General features: G+C 66.7%; 15 protein-coding genes. 7 read left to right on the forward strand and 8 right to left on the reverse strand.

Going from position 1 to position 20,521, the window contains the following annotated elements; genetic code table 11:
- Both DBR10_RS16820 and pdeM read left to right on the forward strand, forming a co-directional pair.
- Positions 1-1,821, forward strand: a 1,821-nt coding sequence (locus tag DBR10_RS16820) for a helicase-related protein (protein ID WP_233243460.1), incomplete at its 5' end; no start/stop codon positions are given.
- Complete coding sequence (gene pdeM, locus DBR10_RS16825) at positions 1,818-2,525, forward strand: ligase-associated DNA damage response endonuclease PdeM (protein ID WP_108490353.1); 708 nt, start codon at positions 1,818-1,820, stop codon at positions 2,523-2,525. The genes DBR10_RS16820 and pdeM, both read left to right, overlap by 4 nt.
- A gap of 3 nt (positions 2,526-2,528) precedes the next feature.
- Here pdeM and DBR10_RS16830 read toward each other — a convergent pair whose 3' ends face one another.
- Together DBR10_RS16830 and DBR10_RS16835 are read right to left on the reverse strand one after the other, a co-directional pair.
- On the reverse strand, positions 2,529-2,990 hold the full coding sequence (locus tag DBR10_RS16830) for a DUF3429 domain-containing protein (protein WP_108504713.1): 462 nt from the start codon (positions 2,988-2,990) through the stop codon (positions 2,529-2,531).
- Between the two features lie 89 nt (positions 2,991-3,079).
- The gene (locus DBR10_RS16835) at positions 3,080-6,121 is read right to left on the reverse strand and encodes an SEL1-like repeat protein (RefSeq protein WP_108556523.1); all 3,042 of its coding nucleotides are present in this window, start codon (positions 6,119-6,121) and stop codon (positions 3,080-3,082) included.
- A 209-nt stretch (positions 6,122-6,330) separates the two neighbouring features.
- On the opposite strand from DBR10_RS16835, the gene DBR10_RS16840 reads away from it, so the two are divergent.
- Complete coding sequence (locus tag DBR10_RS16840) at positions 6,331-6,546, forward strand: hypothetical protein (protein ID WP_108490237.1); 216 nt, start codon at positions 6,331-6,333, stop codon at positions 6,544-6,546.
- Here DBR10_RS16840 and DBR10_RS16845 read toward each other — a convergent pair.
- The gene (locus tag DBR10_RS16845; RefSeq protein ID WP_108504409.1) at positions 6,543-8,189 is read right to left on the reverse strand and encodes a phosphatidylglycerol lysyltransferase domain-containing protein; all 1,647 of its coding nucleotides are present in this window, start codon (positions 8,187-8,189) and stop codon (positions 6,543-6,545) included. The two genes, DBR10_RS16840 and DBR10_RS16845, sit on opposite strands and share 4 nt — an antisense overlap.
- 194 nt (positions 8,190-8,383) lie before the next feature.
- Here DBR10_RS16845 and DBR10_RS16850 point away from each other — a divergent pair, with 194 nt between their 5' ends.
- From DBR10_RS16850 to DBR10_RS16865, 4 genes are all read left to right on the forward strand, one after another.
- Positions 8,384-9,589 carry an acyl-CoA dehydrogenase family protein gene (locus tag DBR10_RS16850; RefSeq protein WP_108504408.1) on the forward strand — a complete coding sequence of 402 codons (1,206 nt, stop codon included), beginning with the start codon at positions 8,384-8,386 and terminating at the stop codon, positions 9,587-9,589.
- A 3-nt stretch (positions 9,590-9,592) separates the two neighbouring features.
- Positions 9,593-10,204 (forward strand): 2-hydroxychromene-2-carboxylate isomerase, encoded by a 612-nt coding sequence (locus DBR10_RS16855; protein WP_108504407.1) that lies wholly within the window; start codon positions 9,593-9,595, stop codon positions 10,202-10,204.
- Between the two features lies 1 nt (position 10,205).
- Positions 10,206-11,339, forward strand: a complete 1,134-nt coding sequence (locus DBR10_RS16860) for an acyl-CoA dehydrogenase family protein (RefSeq protein ID WP_108504406.1) — start codon at positions 10,206-10,208, stop codon at positions 11,337-11,339.
- Positions 11,340-11,613: 274 nt separating this feature from the next.
- Positions 11,614-12,177, forward strand: coding sequence for an SH3 domain-containing protein (locus DBR10_RS16865; protein ID WP_158272195.1), 564 nt, complete (start codon positions 11,614-11,616; stop codon positions 12,175-12,177).
- Between the two features lie 192 nt (positions 12,178-12,369).
- Here the strand turns inward: DBR10_RS16865 and pyk are convergent, their stop codons facing one another.
- The 5 genes from pyk to edd all read right to left on the reverse strand — a co-directional run bounded on the left by pyk (position 12,370) and on the right by edd (position 20,520).
- Positions 12,370-13,800, reverse strand: a complete 1,431-nt coding sequence (gene pyk / locus DBR10_RS16870) for a pyruvate kinase (protein ID WP_108504404.1) — start codon at positions 13,798-13,800, stop codon at positions 12,370-12,372.
- Between the two features lie 28 nt (positions 13,801-13,828).
- The gene (locus DBR10_RS16875) at positions 13,829-16,297 is read right to left on the reverse strand and encodes a glycoside hydrolase family 3 protein (RefSeq protein ID WP_108504403.1); all 2,469 of its coding nucleotides are present in this window, start codon (positions 16,295-16,297) and stop codon (positions 13,829-13,831) included.
- 264 nt (positions 16,298-16,561) lie between these two features.
- Positions 16,562-17,602, reverse strand: a complete 1,041-nt coding sequence (locus tag DBR10_RS16880; protein WP_108504402.1) for a LacI family DNA-binding transcriptional regulator — start codon at positions 17,600-17,602, stop codon at positions 16,562-16,564.
- Between the two features lie 102 nt (positions 17,603-17,704).
- Positions 17,705-18,694: a glucokinase gene (gene glk, locus DBR10_RS16885; protein WP_108504401.1), complete on the reverse strand. Its 990-nt coding sequence runs from the start codon at positions 18,692-18,694 to the stop codon at positions 17,705-17,707.
- A gap of 14 nt (positions 18,695-18,708) precedes the next feature.
- Complete coding sequence (gene edd / locus DBR10_RS16890) at positions 18,709-20,520, reverse strand: phosphogluconate dehydratase (RefSeq protein WP_108504400.1); 1,812 nt, start codon at positions 20,518-20,520, stop codon at positions 18,709-18,711.
- Position 20,521: the final 1 nt, after the last annotated feature.

Below are 20,521 nucleotides of genomic sequence, written 5' to 3' on the forward strand. Positions count from 1 at the left end.
GCCGGCCACACCGCCGAGCACGCGATGGAAGAGGTCTACGGGATCATCAAGGCCAGCCGGACGGCGCTGGTCTTCGTCAACACCCGCTTCCAGGCCGAATTCGCCTTCCAGAAGCTCTGGGAGCTGAATGACGACAACCTCCCGATCGCCCTGCACCATGGCAGCCTCGCGGCCGAGCAGCGCCGCAAGGTCGAGGCGGCCATGGCCCGCGGCGAGCTGCGCGCCGTGGTCTGTACCTCGACCCTGGACATGGGCATCGACTGGGGCGACGTCGACCTGGTGATCCAGCTGGCCGCGCCCAAGGGTGCCTCGCGGATGGTGCAGCGGATCGGTCGCGCCAATCACCGTCTGGATGAGCCAAGCCGCGCCATCTTCGTACCCGCCAGCCGCTTCGAGATGCTGGAGTGCCGGGCTGCGGCCGACGCCATCCTTGAAAACCATCTCGATGGCGAGCCAGAGCGGACCGGGACGCTCGATGTCCTGGCCCAGCACATCATGGGCTGTGCCTGTTCCGAGCCCTTCGACCTTCTGGCCCTGTATGAAGAGGTCCGGGCTGCGGGACCCTATTCGGCCCTGTCCTGGGAGGATTTCGAGGGAGTCGTCGATTTCGTTTCGACCGGCGGCTACGCCCTGAAATCCTACGACAAGTTCCGGCGCATCGTTCCGGGAGCCGACGGCCTCTGGCGGGCGCGCAACGCCCAGACGGTCCAGCGCCACCGCATGAACGTCGGCGCGATCATCTCGCCGGCGACCGTCAATGTCCGGATCGGTGGCGGCAAACGACCGTCGCGCCAAGGAGGCGCGCCTACCAAGAGTGGCGCGCAATCAGCCGCAAAACCGGCTTCCACTTTTGCTGATCGCGCGCGCGGAGGGCGCAAGATCGGTGAGGCCGAAGAGGGCTATTTCGAGCAGCTGGCCCCCGGCGACACCTTCGTCTTCGCCGGCCAGGTCTGGCGGTTCAACAGTCTCGTGGGTGCCGATGCCTTCGTCAGCCCGGCCCCCGACAGCGATCCCAAAATGCCCAGCTGGGGCGGGTCCAAGTTCCCGCTCTCGACCTATCTGGCCAGTCGCGTGCGCCGGATGATCCACGATGAACAGGAATGGCTGGCCCTGCCCGGCGACGTCCAGGAATGGCTGGCCTGGCAGAAGCTGCGCTCGGCCCTGCCCTTGCCCGGCGAAATGCTGGTCGAGACCTTCCCGCGCGGCAAACGCTTCTACCTGGTCTGCTATCCGTTCGAGGGCCGGCTGGCCCATTCGACCCTGGCCATGCTGCTGACCCGCAGGCTCGACCGGCTGGGCGTCGGCCCGCTGGGCTTTGTCTGCAACGACTATGCGCTCAGCCTCTGGTCGCTGAAGCCGATGGACCAGCTGGATCTGGATGCCCTGTTCGACCAGGACATGTTGGGCGACGATCTGGAAGCCTGGCTGGAAGAGAGCTTCATGATGAAGCGCAGCTTCAAGGCCTGTGCCCTGATCGCCGGCCTGATCGAGCGGCGCCATCCGGGGCAGGAAAAGTCAGGCCGTCAGGTCACCTTCTCGACGGACCTGATCTATGACGTCCTGCGGCGCCATCAGCCGGACCACCTGCTGCTGCGGTGCGCCCGGGCCGATGCGGCGAGTGGCCTGCTGGATGTGGCCCGACTGGGCGAGATGCTGGCCCGGATCCGGGGCCATATCCGGCACAAGGCGCTGGAGCGCGTCTCGCCGCTGGCGGTGCCGATCATGCTGGAGATCGGCCGCGAGCGCGCACCCGGCGACGCCGCCGGCGAGATGATCCTGGCCGAGGCCGAAGGCGACCTGATTGCCGAGGCCATGGCGTGACCCGCTTCGAGTCCAGCGCTTGCGGCGGCCTGCGTATCGACCTGGCGGGCACAAGTGTGGTCCTGAGAACCTCAGGGGCGCTCTGGATCGAGCTCGAGAACACGCTGGTGGTCGCCGACCTCCATTTCGAGAAGGGCAGCCACTATGCCGCGCGCTTTGGGCAGATGCTGCCGCCCTATGATACACGAGAGACGCTCGACCGGCTCGATCATGAGATCACGGCCCTCTCGCCGGCGCGCCTTGTTTTCCTAGGCGACAGTTTTCATGACGCCCAGGGCGAAGCCCGTCTGGCCGGGGACGATGCGGCACGCCTTGCAGGTCTCGCCCGTGGCCGCGATCTGGTCTGGGCCGTCGGCAATCACGACGAAGAGGGCCCCCGCGTCCTGCCCGGCCAGGTAATCGATGAAATGACCGTGCTGGGCCTGGTTCTGCGCCATGAGCCCCGGGCCGGACTCCAGCCCGGCGAGGTGGCCGGCCACCTGCACCCGGCGGCACGGGTCTCCAGCGGTCGCAGCAGTGTTCGGCGTCGATGCTTTGTTACGGACGGCGACCGCCTGATCCTGCCGGCGTTCGGCGCGTTCACGGGCGGTCTGAATGTGCTGGATCAGGCCTTTGGTGGCCTGTTTGCCGGCCCCCTGCTCGCGGCGGCCCTCGGAAAGCAGAAGGTCCACGCCATCGGACGTCGGTCCCTGCGTCCGGACTGATCCTTACATGTTGAGGGCCTGCTCCAGGGAGAAGGCGAGCGAGATGGCCGCGCCGGAGGTCAGCAGGGTCCGCATGCGCGGCCGCCAGGCCGGGCCGTCGTGGTCCGTCACATCCCAGACCCACTGCAGCAGGAACAGCAGCAGGAAACCCGAAAGCTGCCAGGCCGGTTCAAAATGCAGCTCACCGAGCAGAAGGCCGAAGCCGGCCAGCGGGAAAACCAGCGAGATCCCCAGCACCAGCCAGCGCGGGTTCTTGTTCTCGATTTCCAGACCACTTCGCACGCCGCCGAAGTACGAGACCATGGCGGTCGAGTAGGCCAATAGCGCCATCAGGGCACCGCTCTGCGCCGCAACCGGCCCATAACAAAAGATGCCCGAGGCGACGAAGAAGGGGATCAGGGTCGACAGACCGAAAACCCAGACCGCCGGCGGGACCGGTACACGATCCACTGCTGGCTCGCTCATGACTCTACTCCTCCGGAAGGCCGCCAGGAGCGACCACCCCTTCCCGGAGCGGGACTATTACCGAGACGAGCGTCGCCGTCCACGGAGGATCAACGAATGTAAACCGTAAGCCGGTCCAGCGTTGCCGCGTCCAAAGCGCCGGAAGACGGCAACCCCTGATCCCGCTGATACGCCGCAATCGCCATGCGCAGGGCCGGAGACGCCACGCCATCACGCGGTCCCTGATAGTATCCCAGCTGGGAGAGAACCCGCTGGGCCGTTCCGAGACCCGTCGATGACGACACCACGGCCACGCTGTTGGACGCGACAACCGGGGCCTCGGTCTGGGGACGGAACGCATAGGCCGAACGGTCAGCCGTGCGCTGGGCCTCAGCCGACAGTTGCGACCGAAGCTTGGCCGCCCGCGCCTTGGCCGTCGCATCGCCAGACCGGCTGGCAATGACATACCACTTGTAGGCATCGGCCGGATTCTGGCTCACGCCCAGCCCCTGCTCATAAAGCTGGGCGAGGTTGAACTGGCTGTCGAGCAGGCCCATGTCGGCGGCCTTGCGGAACCAGCTGGCCGCCACCGTCGAATTCTTGGGGCCGCCTTCGCCCTTGAAGGCGTACAGACCCATATTGTGCATGGCCCGGGGCTCGCCGGCCACGGCAGCTCTTTCCGTCCAGCGCCTGGCTTCGGCGAGGTTCTTCTTCACGCCGCCACTACCGACTTCGTGCATCTTGCCGAGATAGAACTGGGCGCGCGGCAGACCAAGATTGGCCGCCTTGCGCATGATTTCGACGCCGCTGCGGTCCTGGGACTCAATCTTGCGAACAGCGTCTTCAAACAGCGCCTGAGCGTCTTCCTGAGGTGCAGGCGGCGGTGGCGGTGGCGCTTCAACAGCTGCCTGCGACGGAGCAACCTGCTGGGGTGCTAGGGCCACGGCAACACGTGGCGGCGGGCTGTTGGGATCGACCTCAGCGGTCTTGATCTCGACGTCCGCCTTGCGCCCCTGAATGGCCATGGCGACGCGTTCGGGCGTCTGGCCCGCACCGCCCTGCTGGAGTTGAAGCAGGCCAATACCCGCCCCGACCGTCCCGGCGACCGCGACGACGGTAAGGGCCGTCGTCAGGGCAGAGCCGGAGCGACGGCGGACCTTCTTGGCTCCCTTGGCTCCAAAACCCGAGAACAGCGACGTCGCTGCGCCCTCGGCCTTGGGCTTCGGCCTGCCCTTTTCCTTGTCCTTGCGGCTGTCGGTCGTCGCCGCAGCACGGGCAGCCGCTCGCGCCTGTTCGATCACCTCACGGGTCGACAACGGCCGGTTCAGGGCCTCGCCGGCTCCTGGGGCGCTCTCAAACTCGGACCGGGCCCCGAAAGTCTCTGACGGTTCAGCGCTGAAGTCTTCCGGCTCGGGATCTGCCGCAACCAGGTCATCCTCAAAGCTGCCGGCAGGCTCAAACCCGCCGTCATCATCGAACCGCGACGGAGCAGGCTCAGTGGCCGCAAACGGCGACGACTCGAATGCCGGGGCCTTGTAGGACGGCGGGTCGAAGGCCATCGGGGCCGCAGCCGCTGAAGTGGTCGGGGCCGCGAAGACGTCCTCGTCCACCGAAGGCTCGCCTCCGAAGGGATAGCGATCCTCGTCGAAGGGGGAGGCCGGGGCGTGGGTCACGGGCGGCGGGGCCGCCGCAGCCACACTGGCCTGCTCGGCCAGCTTGCGCTGGGCGTCGCCCAGCCGGCTGTCGATTTTCTCGCGGGCTTCTTCGAGAAGCTTGAGCGTACGCTCTTCGCTGAGGCGGATCCGGTCGATCAGTTCCTGAGACGAACGCTCGTGGCGCTGGTTCAGGCGGTCGGTGACCCGCGCCACCTGTTCGCCAACGTCGTCGATCGCCAGCGCATTGCGACGCTCGGCATTGCCGATGCGTTCGGCCAGTTTCTCGGTGATCCGGGCGATTTCAACGCCGAGCTTCTCAAGCGCCTGCGCCTGAACACTGTCTGCCCGGTTGAGCTTGTGTTCCACCGTCGAGGCGATACGCGCGACTTCTCCGCCGACCTGCTCGATCGCAGCGGCATTGCGGCTTTCAGCGGCCTGAACCCGGCGATTGAAGGCATCGGCCACGCCGACGACCTCACGGCCCATGCGCTCGATGGCCTGGGCCGAGCGCTGCTCGGCGGCCTGAACATGGGCCGACATCTCACCGAGCTTGCGCTCCATGCGATCAAAGCGACCGTCGGCACTGTCCCGGAGCTTGGCGGCCATTTCGAGCCGCGCGGCTTCCATCCGCTGCGTCAGGTCGCCGGCGAGCCGGTCGAGCCGCTCCTGTACGCCGGTGGTGGCATCCGTACCCTCGACGGCGCGAAGCCGGCCATCCAGGGCAGAAAATGACGCCCCCAGATCCTTCAGGGCTTCGGCCGTGCGCGACTCGGCCGCTTCAAGCCGCTGGCCCAGGCGGGCAACGACTTCATCGACCACCGCCGTGGGATCGATCTGACCGACGACCGGTGAGGTCTCGCCCTGAGAATCCAAGCGGGCTTCCAGGGCGGCGATGGACTCACGGGTCCGGGACTCGCCCTCGTAGAGATGGTTGGCGACCTTGCCGAGCGCGCCTTCCAGCGCCCTCATGGCTTCGGCTGAGCGCGGGCCGGCAGCCTCGGACTCTATGCGGCGCAGGCGCTCGGACGCGCGAGCCTGCTCGGTCTTGATCTCGTCAACAGCCCCCTCGAAGCGGGCGGCGACAGCGACCTGTTCACGCTCGGACTCGGCCAGACGCCCGAGCACGCCGCGGACCGACTGGTCGATGCCCGATATCGCGGCGGTAGAACGGCTCTCGGCGGCCTCGATGCGGCCGGTCAGGCGATCAAGGGCCAGCGCTACGCGGCTGACCTCGTCCGCCGGATGCTCGGGGACTTCGATCCGGGCGGGCGTTTCATCGTCCTTGGCGATCTGCAGATAGGGTCGAGAGGCACGGTCCTGGCCTGCGCCCGCATGGCTGTCCGACAGGGACAATTCAGCCCCCGGCCCTTCGCCCTCAATGATCATGCGGTTGAGCCACTCGCCCAACGTCATGCCGGAGCGACGCGCGAGGTCCTTTGCGACCTCACGTGCCTTGGGATCAATCCCCTTAACGCTCCATGGCGCTGCGGCCGTCATACGAATCGACTCCCCGTACCTGGGGACAAACGCTAGTCACCGATTCCTAGGGTGTAAACGCGACCCAATCGCTAAATCTAGTGGGTGCACGATTCACAAGTGGAAGAATCAGGACGCACCTTTAACCATGAATAGCTTGGTTAAAATGCAAGAGGGTTAATACGCCTTAATCATTTGCCAGGCGCATTGTCGCAGGGCATGGAGCGCCGATGGACCTGCCTTTCACTGTAACCGTCCTTGTCGTGCTGCTGCTGCTGGCCGTGTTCTGTGGCTGGCGCGGCGCGCGTCCGCCCAACGTTTTAAAGGGGCCGCGCATGGTTCCATGGCGCCCTTTGATGATGGCCTGTGTGGTGGGCATGATGCTGCTGCTGGTGCATCTGCTGAACCTGCTCGGCCTCGAGACCGGTAACCGCCCGCGTTACTAGGTCGCAGACTTCTTGGGCCGCTTTGTCAGTCCACTTACGCCGCCGGACGACAGCAATCCGATGTCGGCGAGAAGAAACGGGATCGCCCACTTGCGCGGCGCGGCAATATAGCGCGGCTGCCAGACAGGATCATACTTGTCCTTGTACCGGCGGACGCCCTGGAAATTGTAGATCTCTTCGCCGCGCTCGTAGAGCAGGCGCCCAACGCGCGACATGATCGGGGCCAGGGGCCGGTCTTCCAGTCCCGCAAGCGGGGCCATTCCGAACTCGAAGGCCTGGTAGCCTTCCTCGCGCCCCCATTGCAGGAGCTCGACGAAGAGATAGTCCATGACATTCTTGGGCGCGTCGTCGGAATAGCGCATCAGGTCCATGGAGAAGGCGGCCTTGTGGGCCGTGGTCCACAGGGTTGCGAACGCCACGATGCGCCCTTCAAAGCGCACCAGGGCAACGGGGAACTCGGCCACATAACGCGGTTCGAACCCGCCCATGGAAAAGCTCTTCTCGCCCCCGGCATGATGGCTCAGCCACGACTCGGAAATGGCCTTGAGTTCCTCCATGACCGTTTCGACCTGATCGGCCGGCAGGACCTGGAACTCTGCCCCGCCCTCGCCCGCCTTGCGCCAGTTGCGACGCAATACCTCGCGCCGGCGACCGACCAGGGAGAAGGCCGCAAGAGGCACCGCGGCACTTTCTCCCGTCTTCTGGATCGCCAGGCCAAGATCCACAGTGTCAGGCAGATCCCCGGGCCCAAGGCCATAGAAACCGGCCCGCGCAGCATGGGCATCAGCCAGTTCCCGGAACCGCCAGAACAGCTCCATGCGCTCGTCCTGGCGTCCGACCGGTGGCCCAAGTGCGATCCACGAGCGCCGCCGAACCCCGAACATCAGGAAACTCTCGCCCGAGGCCGAGAACAGAAAGCGCTTGTCACCCAGCAGGGCGAGGTTTGAGCCGGGCTCGGCATCTTCCGCCTTGGCCAGGATCGCGCGGACCCGGTCGAAGTCCGGGTCGGTGTCGTCCACGACCGGCGGCTTGGCCGGTGTCGCAATCAGTCGCCAGATCCCGATCGCCAGGAGCAGGATGGCCGCGGCCACCGACGAGCGGATGGCGCGCGCCGCGTCCTGGTCGCCCATGAGCCGCATCCACGACTTGTCGGCATATTCGGTGTGGGTGAAAATCCACCAGCCACAGAAGGCCGCGCCGCCGAGGGCGGCAGCGACAGAGAGCAGCCAGCCCGGCGTGATCTCCATCCGGAACAGCGCCGCCTTGCGGGGAAAGGCCTCGTGAAACGGCAGGATCAGCAGGCAACAGACCGTCAGCAGCGCGGTCTCTTCCCAGTTCAGACCCTTGAAGATCGCCAGCAGGGCGGCCGCGCCCAGGGATATCACCGCGGCCCACCAGGCCCCGTCCAGTCGCGAGCGCAGACCGAAGGCCAGCAGCAGCAGGACAAGACCGAGAATGGACGACACGAAGTGGCTGATTTCGATCAGCAGGTCGGGCGCGAAGGCCAGAAGCAGGGCGAACCGGGTCGGCTCGGACGGGGTCGCCCCCGAGGTGAGCAGCATGACTCCGGCAGAAACCGCGAGGATGGCCGACAGCGTCGGCGCCATCGCCAGTGCCGCCGGTCTGAATTCTGGCGCTGACATCAAGATCCCGGATCGGCGAATCCCCTGCGGGACCCCACGGCAGGAGCTTCTATACGCCAGAACGCGCCGGCTCGCGCCTGACTTGAGGTAAACACATGTTTGAATCGACTTGCCCGCCGCGCCCGGTGGCGTAGTCTGCTTCCGAAGCGGTGCACGAAGCGCCGGGGAATGACGATCCCAAAGGAGAGACAAGCATGGCCGACTTCGGGGCGACCGAAATCGACGCTTTCCGCGCTGAAACCCGCGCCTGGCTGGAAGCCAACTATCCGCCGTCGCTGAACGCGCCGATGGGCGAGGACGAGGCCCCGTGGGGCGGCCGCAAGATGGTCTGGAAGAACCCTGACGCCAAGCTCTGGCTGGAGCGGATGGGTGCCAAGGGCTGGACAGCCCCGACCTGGCCCAAGGAATATGGCGGCGGCGGTCTGTCCAAGGAGCAGGCCAAGGTGCTGGAGCAGGAGCTTCGCCGCCTGAAGGCCCGTCCGGCCCTGATGAGCTTTGGGGTCTGGATGCTGGGCCCGGTGCTGCTGGAATATGCCACCGAGGAACAGAAGAAGCGCTTCCTGCCGGAGATCGTGCGCGGCGAAACCCGCTGGTGCCAGGGCTACAGCGAGCCGGGTGCAGGCTCTGACCTCGCTTCGCTGCAGACCAAGTGCGAGGACAAGGGCGATCACTACCTGATCAACGGCCAGAAGGTCTGGACCAGCTATGCTGACCAGGCCGACTGGATCTTCTGCCTCGTCCGCACTGATACGACCAAGAAGCACGAGGGCATCTCGTTCGTGCTGTTCGACATGACCACGCCCGGCGTCGAGGCCCGGCCAATCAAGCTGATCAGCGGCTCCTCGCCCTTCTGCGAAACCTTCTTCGACAATGTGAAGGTTCCCAAGGAACAGCTGGTCGGCAAGCTGAACGGCGGCTGGGACATCGCCAAGCGGCTGCTGCAGTATGAGCGCCAGAACATCAGCGCCAGCGGCTTTGGCGGCGGTGGCGGCCTGGACGTCGTCGAGGCCGCCAAGGCCGAGATCGGGACTGACGCCGAGGGCCGGATCGCCGACGGCGACCTTCGCGCCCGGATCACCGCGCACCGCATGGACGCCCATGCCTTCATGCTGACCGTCCGCCGCGCCGAGGCTGAATCCAAGACCGGCAAGGGCCCCAGCGCCGCCGTGTCGATCATCAAATATGCCGCCGCCAAGATGAACCAGGAGCGCACCGAGCTGCTGGTCGAGGCCCTGGGCCTGCAGGGCCTGGGCTGGGAAGGCGAAGGCTTTACCAGCGACGAACTGAACGCCATGCGCGCCATGCTGCGCGCCAAGGGCAACTCCATCGAGGGCGGCACCAGCGAGGTGAACCTGAACGTCGTGGCCAAGCGCGTGCTCGGCCTGCTGGATCACCAGTAGACGATGCTGACCTTCTGGTACGAGTTCGCCTCGACCTACTCCTACCCGGCGGCCATGCGCATCGAGCGACTGGCCGCCGAGGCCGGGGTGGCCGTCGACTGGCGGCCTCTGCTGATCGGGCCGCTGTTCCACGAGCAGCAGGGTCTGACAGACAGTCCGTTCAACAGTTTCCCGGTCAAGGGAGCCTACATGTGGCGGGACCTTGAGCGGGTCTGCAGCGCCGAGGGTCTGCCCCTTCGCCGCCCCAGCCAGTTCCCGCGCAACGGTCTCCTCGCCGCGCGCATTGCCGTCGTCGGCCTGGATGACGGCTGGACGCCGGCTTTCAGCCAGGCGGTCTACCAGGCCAATTTCGTCGACGATCAGGACATCAGCGACCCTGCCGTCCTGATCCCGTTGATCGCGTCCGTCGGCGCTGGTCCGGAACACGTTCTGGCCGCCGCCAATTCCGATCCCGTCAAGGCCCGCCTCAAGCAGCATGTCGCCCAGGCGCGGGACCAGGGCGTGTTCGGCGCGCCAAGTTTTGTCACCGCCGACGGCGAGCTCTTCTGGGGCAATGACCGTCTCGAACAGGCCCTCGACTGGGCCGTCAAACATCAATCGAGGGAGCACGCCTGATATGGCCGTACTGACCGAAGAACAGACCATGCTGCGCGATGCGGCCAAGGGCTGGACCACCGACAGCGCCCCCGTCGGTGCCCTGCGCAAGCTGCGCGACAGCAAGTCGGGCCAGAGCTTTGATCCCGCCGCCTGGGCGGAGATGGGCCAGATGGGCTGGGCCGGGGTGATCGTGCCCGAAGAGCATGGCGGCTCGGCGTTCGGCTATCTGGGCCTCGGTCTGGTGCTGGAAGAAGCCGGTCGCAACCTGGTGGCCTCTCCCCTGCTCTCCACGGCCCTGATCAGCGCCTCGGCCCTGACCCTGGCCGGTACCGCCGAGCAGAAAACCGCCTGGCTGGACCGGATCGCCGCCGGTGAGATCGTCGCCACCCTCGCCGTAGACGAGCACGCTCACCATGCACCGGCCCGCATCGCCCTGTCGGCCACGGCCTCTGGCGACGGCTTCACCCTGAACGGCAGCAAGACCTTCGTGCTGGACGGCAATGCCGCCGACCTGCTGATCGTCGCGGCCCGGACCAGCGGGACCTCGGGCGACACGGCGGGCATCACGCTGTTCCTCGTCCCCGGCGACGCACCCGGCGTAACGCGGACCCACCTGTCGCTCATCGACTCGCGCGGGGCCTCGAAGATCACGTTCACGGACGTTCAGGTCGCTGCGACCGCCGTGCTGGGTGAAGTCGACAAGGGCTGGGCCGTGCTGGAGCCCACCCTCGACCGGGCCTATGCCGGCCTGGCGGCGGAGATGCTGGGCAGCGCCAATGCCGCCTTCGAGATCACCCTGGACTACCTGAAGACCCGGACCCAGTTCGGCCAGGTCATCGGCACCTTCCAGGCGCTGCAGCACCGGGCCGCCAAGTGGTTCACCGACATGGAAACCACCCGCTCGTGCGTCGAGGCCGCGCTCGAAACCCTCGATGCCGGTGGAGATGCCCGCGCGCTGGCCTCACTGGCCAAGGCCAAGGCCTGCGAAGTCCTGCACCTCGCCTCAAACGAAATGGTCCAGATGCACGGCGGGATCGGCATGACCGACGCTCATGACTCCGGCCTCTACATGAAACGCGCGCGCGTGACGGAGGCCCTGTTCGGCGGGGCCTCTTTCCACCGTGACCGCTACGCCCGTCTGCAGGGCTTCTAAACCTCGGGCCCATCCCCCCTGAACGGGGGATGGGCACCCCCGCCAGGCTCCACATATCGTTGTTCGGTATGGCGAGCCTGGGGCCGACGCGGAACTGTTCCGCCGGACCGGCCGAATTCCCCGGGGGGACGATATGCGCGTGACCAACATCAGGATTGCAACACAAGGAGCCCGATTGGGCCCTGTTCTGGCCCTTTCAACGGCCGCAGTCCTTGCCCTGTCTTCACCCGTCCAGGCGCAGTACGGGCTTCCGGGTCCAGGACCTGAAGCGGCCATGAGTTGCGAACAGATCCTCGCCGAAATGGCCCGCATGGATCAGGCCATGGGCCTCGCCAATACCGAGATTGCCAACGCAAATGGCACAGCCAAGGTCGCTGATACCGGTATGGCCCTGGGTATGGAAGCCGCCCTTCGCAGCGGTGCCCTGACCAAGATGCCCGGCCTTGGCCGGTTTGCGGGCATGGCCGCCCAGGCTGCCAAGGCCTCCGCTGCCGCCAAGGCCGAGCAAGGGGCTCAATCCATCCAGGTCGCTCAGCAGCGTCGGGCGGTGATGGCCGGGCTCTATCAGGGCCGCAACTGCGGCGCTCAGAGCGCCACCTTGCCCATGGCCGTCGCCCTGACCTCGACGCCGGCCGCGGCGGTCGCGCCGGCCGCCCTGGTCACGACCCAGGACCTACCCCTTCGCGCGGCAGCGGCACCATCGGCTGCCGTCCTCGGCTCGCTTCGGGCCGGGGCCAACGTCTACCCCACGGGCGCGCGAAACGGCGTCTGGATGGAAGTCGATGACGACAACGGCATCCGGGGCTGGATGTCTTCGGCCTTCGCCCGACCGCGCTGAGGTTCCACCCAGGCCACCCCACAACGGCCTGGGTCGACGCCCATGGGAGCAGGCCCGGGCCCACCCCCGGTACCCTGGCCTGCAGCGCTGACACCGCCTGTCGCGCTCACGGCCCCTTCGGTGATCCCCGTCACTGCAAGGGGCCCCCATGCCGCGTCTTCCGGCGGGAAACCCCTCGAAAACGCCAGGTGCCTAACGGCGACGGACCGGCATGGGCGCATGGGCCAGACGCAGCAGATTGGCCGCGCCTGGAGCCCCGAACGGCGTCCCGGCGACAATCAGCAGCCGCTCACCCGGAGCCAGAAGACCCAGTTCCAGGGCCTTGCTCGCGGCATCGGTGGTGACCACTTCAAGGCTGTCGGGCTGGGTGCTGACCCGGGGCTCGATCCCCCAGACCAGGGTCATGCGCCGCACGGCGTCGATCAGGGGCGACAGCGCCAGAACCGGCTGCAGCGGCCGCTCGCGGGCCAGACGGCGGGCCGTGGCCCCGGTCGTCGTGAAAGCCACCAGGCACTTGGTCGAGCCGGCCTTGGCCGCACCGGCGGCCGCGACCACCAGAACGTCGGCGTCCTCGTCGACATGCGGCTGTTCGGCCTGCATCAGCTCAGGCCAGCGCGGATCGCGCTCCACCCGCTCGATGATACGGTTCATCATCGAGACCGCCTCTTCGGGATAGTCGCCCGCCGCGCTCTCGGCTGACAGCATCACTGCGTCAGCGCCCTCATAGACCGCATTGGCGACGTCCGACGCCTCGGCCCGGGTCGGGGTCGGCGAACTGGTCATCGACTCCAGCATCTGGGTGGCGACGATCACCGGAATGCCGCGTTCGCGCGCCGCCCGCAGGATGACCTTCTGGGCCACCGGAACCTCTTCCGGAGCCATTTCCACGCCGAGGTCGCCGCGGGCCACCATGACGCCGTCGCACAGGTCCATGATTGCGCCGAGGCACTGCAGGGCCTGGGGCTTCTCGATCTTGGCCAGGACCGCCGCACGCCCTTCGACGATGCGGCGAAGCTCGGCCATGTCCTCAGGCGCCTGGACGAACGACAGCGCGACCCAGTCCACGCCGAGACGCAGGGCAAAGGCGAGGTCCTCGCGGTCCTTCGGGGTCAGGGGTGACATCGGGATCACGACATCCGGTACCGCCACGCCCTTGCGTTCCGACAGCTTGCCGCCGTTGACCACGGTCGTGTTGGCATAGCCCGGCCCGGCGTCGGTCACGGTCATGCGCAGCTTGCCGTCATCCAGCAGCAGGGTCGCGCCCGGCCGCATGGCGGTAAGGATTTCCGGATGCGGCAGGTGCACGCGGGTGACGTCGCCCGGCGTCGGATCGGAGTCGAAGCGGAAGGCCTGACCGGCCTTCAGCACCACCGGACCGTCCGCAAACTTGCCGACCCGAAGCTTGGGGCCCTGAAGATCGGCCAGGATGCCCAGCGGTCGGCCGACGATCGGCTCGGCCGCCCGGATCGCGGCATAGACCGCCGCATGGGTTTCATGGGCACCGTGGCTGAAATTCAGCCGGAAGACGTCAGCCCCGGCCTTGGCCAGGGTGACGATCATTTCCGGAGAACTCGACGCCGGGCCGATGGTGGCCACGATGCGGGAACGACGCGCGCGGATCATGCGGCCGCTCCTTTTGTGAGAGACAGGGTCAGTTGGCGGGGCAGACGGCGTCGCCCTCGTTGGAGGCCAGGCTGATCTCGGTGAAGGCCATGGCGAAGCGTCCGGACGTCGACAGGGCGAACGGGGACGAAACGTGCGCCATATCGGCACCCTTGGCCTTGAAGCAGGACAATTTGATCTTGGCTGTACGCCATTCGCCGATTTTCGCGCTGGAGAACGTTGACGTTACGTCTAGTCCGACATTGCAGGATTCGCCACAGCCGATCGCCATCGAAACCGGTCCGGTTGGCGCAACGTCAACGCGGTAGCGCAGCATCACCGCCATGTCGCCCGTCGTCTGGCGCGACAGGTCGACCGGCTGGCCCAGAATGATCAGCGCCCCGTTGCCCTGCCCGCTCCAGTCGGCGAGTCGGGCATTCTCCTGGGCCCCCGCGTCGATGGCCTTCACCGACAGCGCTCCGGCCACATTGAGGGTCCAGGGCGGCGGCGCACGTCCCGCCACGAAGTAGCGATCGACATTGACGGCGGCCGAAACCATGCCCGCATCCTCGGACAGGGGCCCCATCTTCACCGGCTTGGCGTAGCTCAGCCCGTAGCCATAGGCGAACTGGGGGTCATAGCCCGCATCGCCGCGATTGAGCGGCACCTGATTGGCGCGCTTGGGCCAGGAAAAGGACAGCTTGCCGGAGAAGTCGTGACGGGCCTTGCCGGCCTTGTCGCCGACCAGGACATCGGCCACGCCGCCGCCCTCGCTGCCCGGCAGCCAGGCGGCCACAAAGGCGTCAGCGGCGTTGATCTCGGGATTGGCCCACATCGGCCGGCCGCTCAGGAACACCGCAACCACCGGGATCCCCTGGGCCTTCAGCGTCTTCATCAGCGCCAGGTCGGTCTTGTTGCCGGGCTGGTACTCGAGATGGGTCAGGTCTCCCTGGAACTCGGCATAGGGGTTCTCGCCGAAGACGACCACGGCGACGTCCGGCTTCTGCTTGAAGCTGCCATCCGTCGAAACCTCCGCCGATCCGCCTCCGGCTTTCAGGGCATCGGCGATGCCGCCATAGATCGACTGCCCGTTCGGGAAGTCGCTGTTCTTGTTCCCAGTCCCTTGCCAGGTCAGGGTCCAGCCGCCGGCCTGCTTGCCGATATTGTCTGCCCCGTCACCGGTCACCAGGACCCGGGCCGAACTCTTGATCGGCAGCACGCCCTGGTTCTTGAGCAGAACGAGCGACTTGCGGACCGCCTCGCGAGCAACTGCCCGATGGGCCGGTGCGCCGAGAAGGTCGAACCGGCCTTCCAGCGGGCGTTTGGCGTCGAACAGCCCGGCCTTGACCTTGACCCGCAGGACCCGGCGCACGGCGTCGTCCAGGCGGGCCATCGGGATGGTCCCGTCCTTGACCTGGGCCAGAGTGTTTTCGAACAGACCCTTCCAGCTGTCCGGGCCCATGACCATGTCCATGCCGGCGTTCCAGGCCTGCGGGCAATTGGTGTTGGTACAGCCCTCGACCTGGCCGTGGGCGTTCCAGTCGCCCACAATAAAGCCTTCAAAGCCGAGCCGGCCCTTGAGCACGTCGGTCTGCAGGCTCTTGTTGCCCGTGTGCTTGACGCCGTTCCAGCTCGAGAACGAGACCATCACCGTCAGGATGCCGGCCTCGACGGCGGGCGGATAGCCCTGGGCATGCAGACGGATCAGATCCTGCTCGGAGACCAGGGCATCCCCCTGGTCCTTGCCACCGTCGGTGCCACCGTCTGCCAGGAAGTGCTTGGCCGAGCCCACCACGTGGTTTGAGGCCAGCGGTTGCCCAGCCTTGAGAACGCCCTGCAGTCCGAGCGTCATCGGACCTGCATAGAGCTTTGCGATCTCCGGATCCTCGGCATAGCCTTCATAGGTCCGCCCCCAGCGCTCGTCGCGGGGCACGGCCAGGGTCGGGCCGAAAGTCCAGTCTGCGCCGGTGGCCGCGACTTCCGTCGCCGTGACCTCACCGATCCGACGGATCAGGTCCGGATCACGCGCTGCTCCCAGGCCAATGTTGTGCGGGAAAACCGTCGCCCCGACGACGTTGTTGTGCCCATGCACGGCGTCGATGCCGAAAATGATCGGGATGGCATTCTGGCCTTCGCGCTTTTCGAGGGCCACGGCGCGATAGGACTTGATCCACTCCACCCAGCGCGCGGCCGTCGCGCGGTCATTGCCGTCCGGCGCGGTATTGCCGCCGGCCTCGACGGATCCGAGCGGGTATTTTTTCAGATCTTCCGGCGCGATGGCCGAGCCGTCGGCCATGATGGTTTGTCCGACCTTCTCCTCCAGGCTCATCCTGGCCATCAGGTCAGTGATAAAGGCTTCGGTTTTGGCATCCGTGATGGAAGCGGGGCTGGCTGCCTTGGGCCACAACTCCGGATGGGCCACGCCGGACGGCGCCTGGGCAGCAGCAGTGGCGCTCAGCCCCCCGGCCACGAACAGGGCCAGGACCGATGCGGAGACGAGACGACGGCGAGCGAGCATGGTGTTTCCCGTAGAAAAGGACGGGCGGCCAGAGGCCGACCGCAAGCCAAGGACGTGACGACCCGCACGCGCTGCAGCGCACAGGACAGGCGACTTCAGATGTGCAGAAGGCCGGCCCTTGCGCCGGACAAACAGCCCTCGCGATCCCGGGATGGGGATCGGGAAATGGCGCTTCCTCCTGCAGCCACACCTTTGGTGTGACCATCATTGTTCAGTGGAATGACAACGTAGTCAGACAGCGCTGTCAACTACAATCTTGTCTGACTAGCCGTTCGTCAGACCCAGTCTGGGGCTGGGGCCCGTGGACTCCCGGACCACCAGTTCAAAATCCAGCAGGCGTGAGGGCGGTCGCGCGCCCTCGTCCCAGGTGACGCCTGTCAGCAGCATGTCGGCCGCCGCCCCCGCCATGGCGGCGATCGGCTGGCGGACCGTCGTCAGTTGCGGCCAGGTCACCTTGGCGCCCGGTGTGTCGTCGAAGCCGGCCACAGAAAGGGTTTCCGGCACGTTCAGGCGCAGACGGTTGGCAACGGCCATGACGCCAAGGGCCATGTCGTCGTTGCTGGCAAAGACCGCCGTGGGTCGGTCCTCGTCGCTGAGCAGACGCTCAGCGGCTTCAAAACCGGAACGGAATGAGAAGTACCCCTGCTCCATTCGCTCAGGACGTACCGGCAGGCCGGCATCGCCCATGGCATCGACAAAGCCCTGCCGCCGCAGATGGGTCGCCCCGTGATCCGGGTGTCCGAGGATGAAGCCGATATCCTTATGGCCAAGATCTATGAGGTGACGGGTCATCTCATAGGCCGCAAGCCGGTCGTCCATGCCGACCCGCGCCGAGCGGTCGAGATCCGAGCCCGGCGAGATCCGCACAAAAGGGATGTCCTCGCGTTCGAGGGCGTCCATGACGATCGCGTTGTCGCAGACCGGGGCGGTGAGGATCACCCCGTCCATCCGCAGATTGGCCAGCATCGGCGCGACCTGCGCCTCAACGTCGTCGGCCGTGGAGTCGAGGGGCTCGACGATCAGGTGATACCCCTCCTCCCGGCAGCGCGCGATCGCGCCAAGCTGGACGTCGGTGATGTAGCCGGGGCTGGGGTTGTCGAAGAAGACGCCGATCAGATAGGCCTTCGAGCCCGCAAGGCTGCGGGCCGAGATGTTGGGCCGGTAGTTCAGGGTGGCGACTGCGGCCTGGACCCGGTCTCGGGTGTCAGCCTTGACGTTGGGCTCGCGGTTCAAGACCCTCGAGACGGTCTTGATCGAGACGCCCGACAGGCGGGCGACGTCGTGGATCGTGATCTTCGAGCTCAAGTCCGCCCCTCGCAGTGCCGATTCGTCCGGCTTGTCAGGCAATAAGCCATGACAGCCTTGTCATGGCCACTCCCTGCAAGCGCTTAAGGCACCGGGATCGCGTCAGGAAATCGAGGCGCGACCTTCCGGCGTCATCGCCACCGCAGCGCCGATGAGGGCGGTGTGCGGGTGAAGGATCACGTGGGTCGGGATCGCCTTCATGTAGTCAACGAAACGACCCTTGGCCTCAAAGCGGGCCCGGAACGGACCGTGTTCAAGCTGCTCAATGATCCGGGGGCCGATCCCGCCGGCAATGAACACGCCACCCCGGGCTCCGAGCGCCAGGGCGATATCCCCGGCCGTCGACCCCAGGATCGCGGCGAAGCGCTCGACCGTGGCCGCGCAGTCGATGCAACCTTCCAGCGCCCGCTCGGTGATCTGCTTGGCCGACAGCGGCTCGACGTCACGGCCTTCGGCATCGCCGAGGGCCACATGCAGGTCTTCCATACCGGGGCCCGAAAGAATGCGCTCCACTGAAACGCGGCCAAACTTCTTGGCCAGAAGACGCAGGATCTCGATCTCGACCTCGTCGGTCGGGGCAAAGGCGATGTGGCCGCCTTCCGTCGTCAGCGGGGTATCGACCCCATGGCGGCGTGCCATGCCGGCGACCCCGAACCCGGTGCCCGGGCCGAGGATCGCCAGATCCCCCTCACCCGAGGTCGGAAGCGGGCCAATCTGGCGGAGATCCTTCGGCGACAGACGCGGCGCAGCCAGGGCCTGGGCGGTGAAGTCGTTGATCAGGGTTGCCTGACGGAAGCCGCCCGCGCGACGCAGGCTGTCCTCGGAAATCCTCCAGTCCAGATTGGTCATGTGGACGGTGCCGTGCTCGATCGGACCGGCCACAGCCACAACCGCCTGGTCCGGGTGCTTGACCCCGACCTTGGCGAGGTAGTGCTCGATCGCCTCCTCGGCCGTGCCGTAGTCCCCGCCCTTATAGGCGGTGGGCTCGATCAGGCGCGGATCCGGGCCGTCGAACTCCACCAGCGCGAACCGCGCATTGGTCCCACCGATGTCACCGACCAGGCCAAGCCCGCCGTCCTTCAAGCCGTTCATATGCATCCGCTTCCTCAGTCAAACAGCACGGAAGCGCCGGCATCGGCTGCGCCGACCCCCGTCCGCATCCAGCCGAAGAGTTCCCTGCCAAAGCCCGGCTTGGACGCCGGGACGTTCGCTGGCGTCCGGGCGCGCAAGCTCGCCTCGTCCACCAGGATTTTCAGTTCGCCATTGGCGGCATCGACGGTGATCACGTCGCCGTCCTGGACATAGGCCAGCAGCCCGCCCTTGGCGGCTTCCGGCGTGACGTGGATGGCCGCCGGGGTCTTGCCAGAGGCCCCCGACATCCGGCCATCAGTCACCAGGGCGACCTTGTAGCCCCGGTCGAGCAGGACCGAGATCGACGGCGAGAGATTGTGCAGTTCGGGCATGCCATTGGCCGCCGGTCCCTGGAAGCGCATGACGACCACGACGTCACGGTCGAGTTCGCCACGCTTGAAGGCGGCGATGAAGTCTTCCTGCTCCTGGTAGACGGCAGCCGGCGCGGTGATGGTGTGATGCTCGGGCTTCACGGCCGAGATCTTCATAACGCCCCGACCAAGATTGCCGCTGAGCAGGCGCAGGCCGCCCTCCGGGCTGAACGCATCAGAGACCGGACGGACAATGGCGGTATCGAGGCTTTCGACCGCCCCCTCGCGCCACTTCAGTTCGCCGTCTTCCAGGTAGGGCTCCTGGGCATAGCGCGACAGGCCCGGACCCGCGATGGTCAGGACGTCCTCGTGCGCCAGGCCTGCCTTGAGCAGTTCACGGATCACGAAGGCCATGCCGCCGGCCGCCTGGAAGTGGTTCACGTCGGCCGAGCCGTTCGGGTAGACCCGGGCCAGCAGCGGCGTCGCCCGCGAGATCTCGTCGAGATCCTCGACGGTCAGGATGATTCCAGCCGCATGGGCCATGGCGATCAGGTGCAGCGCCAGGTTGGTCGAGCCGCCGGTCGCCATCAGGCCGACCACGCCGTTGACGACCGACTTCTCGTCGATCATCCGGCCAACGGGGATGTACTCGTTGCCCTTCGCCGTGACGGCGGCGGCGCGGCGCGCCGCTTCCTTGACCAGGGCCTCGCGCAGCGGCGTGTTGGGATGCACGAAGGCCGAACCCGGCAGATGGAAGCCCATCAGCTCCATCAGCATCTGGTTCGTATTGGCCGTGCCATAGAAGGTGCAGGTGCCAGGGCCGTGATAGCTGGCGCTCTCGGCAGCCAGCAGTTCCTCGCGACCGACCTTGCCCTCGGCATAGAGCGCGCGGATGCGGGCCTTCTCCGAATTGGGCAGGCCCGAGGTCATCGGACCGGCAGGCACGAACAGGGCCGGCAGGTGGCTGAAGGTCAGGGCCCCGATCACCAGACCCGGCACGATCTTGTCGCAGACCCCCAGATAGAGGGCGCTATCGAAGGCGTCATGGGTCAGGGCAATGCCGGTCGCCATGGCGATGACATCGCGCGAGAACAGCGAAAGCTCCATCCCGGGGCGCCCCTGGGTAACGCCGTCGCACATGGCCGGCACGCCGCCGGCGAACTGGGCCGTAGCCCCCGCCTCGCGCGCGGCGACCTTGATCAGCGCTGGATACTCTTCCAGCGGCTGGTGGGCCGACAGCATGTCGTTATAGGCCGACACGATGCCGATATTGGGCGCGTTCGGATCGAGGGCCCGGACCTTGTCGATACCGGGCGACGCCGCGAAGGCATGGGCCCAGTTGGCGCAGGACAGCTTGGCCCGGCCGGGATTGCTGGCGATCGCTTCATCCATCTGGGCCAGATAGGCGGCGCGGCTGTCGCGGCTGCGCTCGATGATGCGGGCGGTGACCCTGGCGATAACGGGGTTGAGGCTCATG

The sequence above is a fragment of the Caulobacter sp. HMWF025 genome, assembly GCF_003060965.1.
GTDB lineage: Bacteria > Pseudomonadota > Alphaproteobacteria > Caulobacterales > Caulobacteraceae > Caulobacter.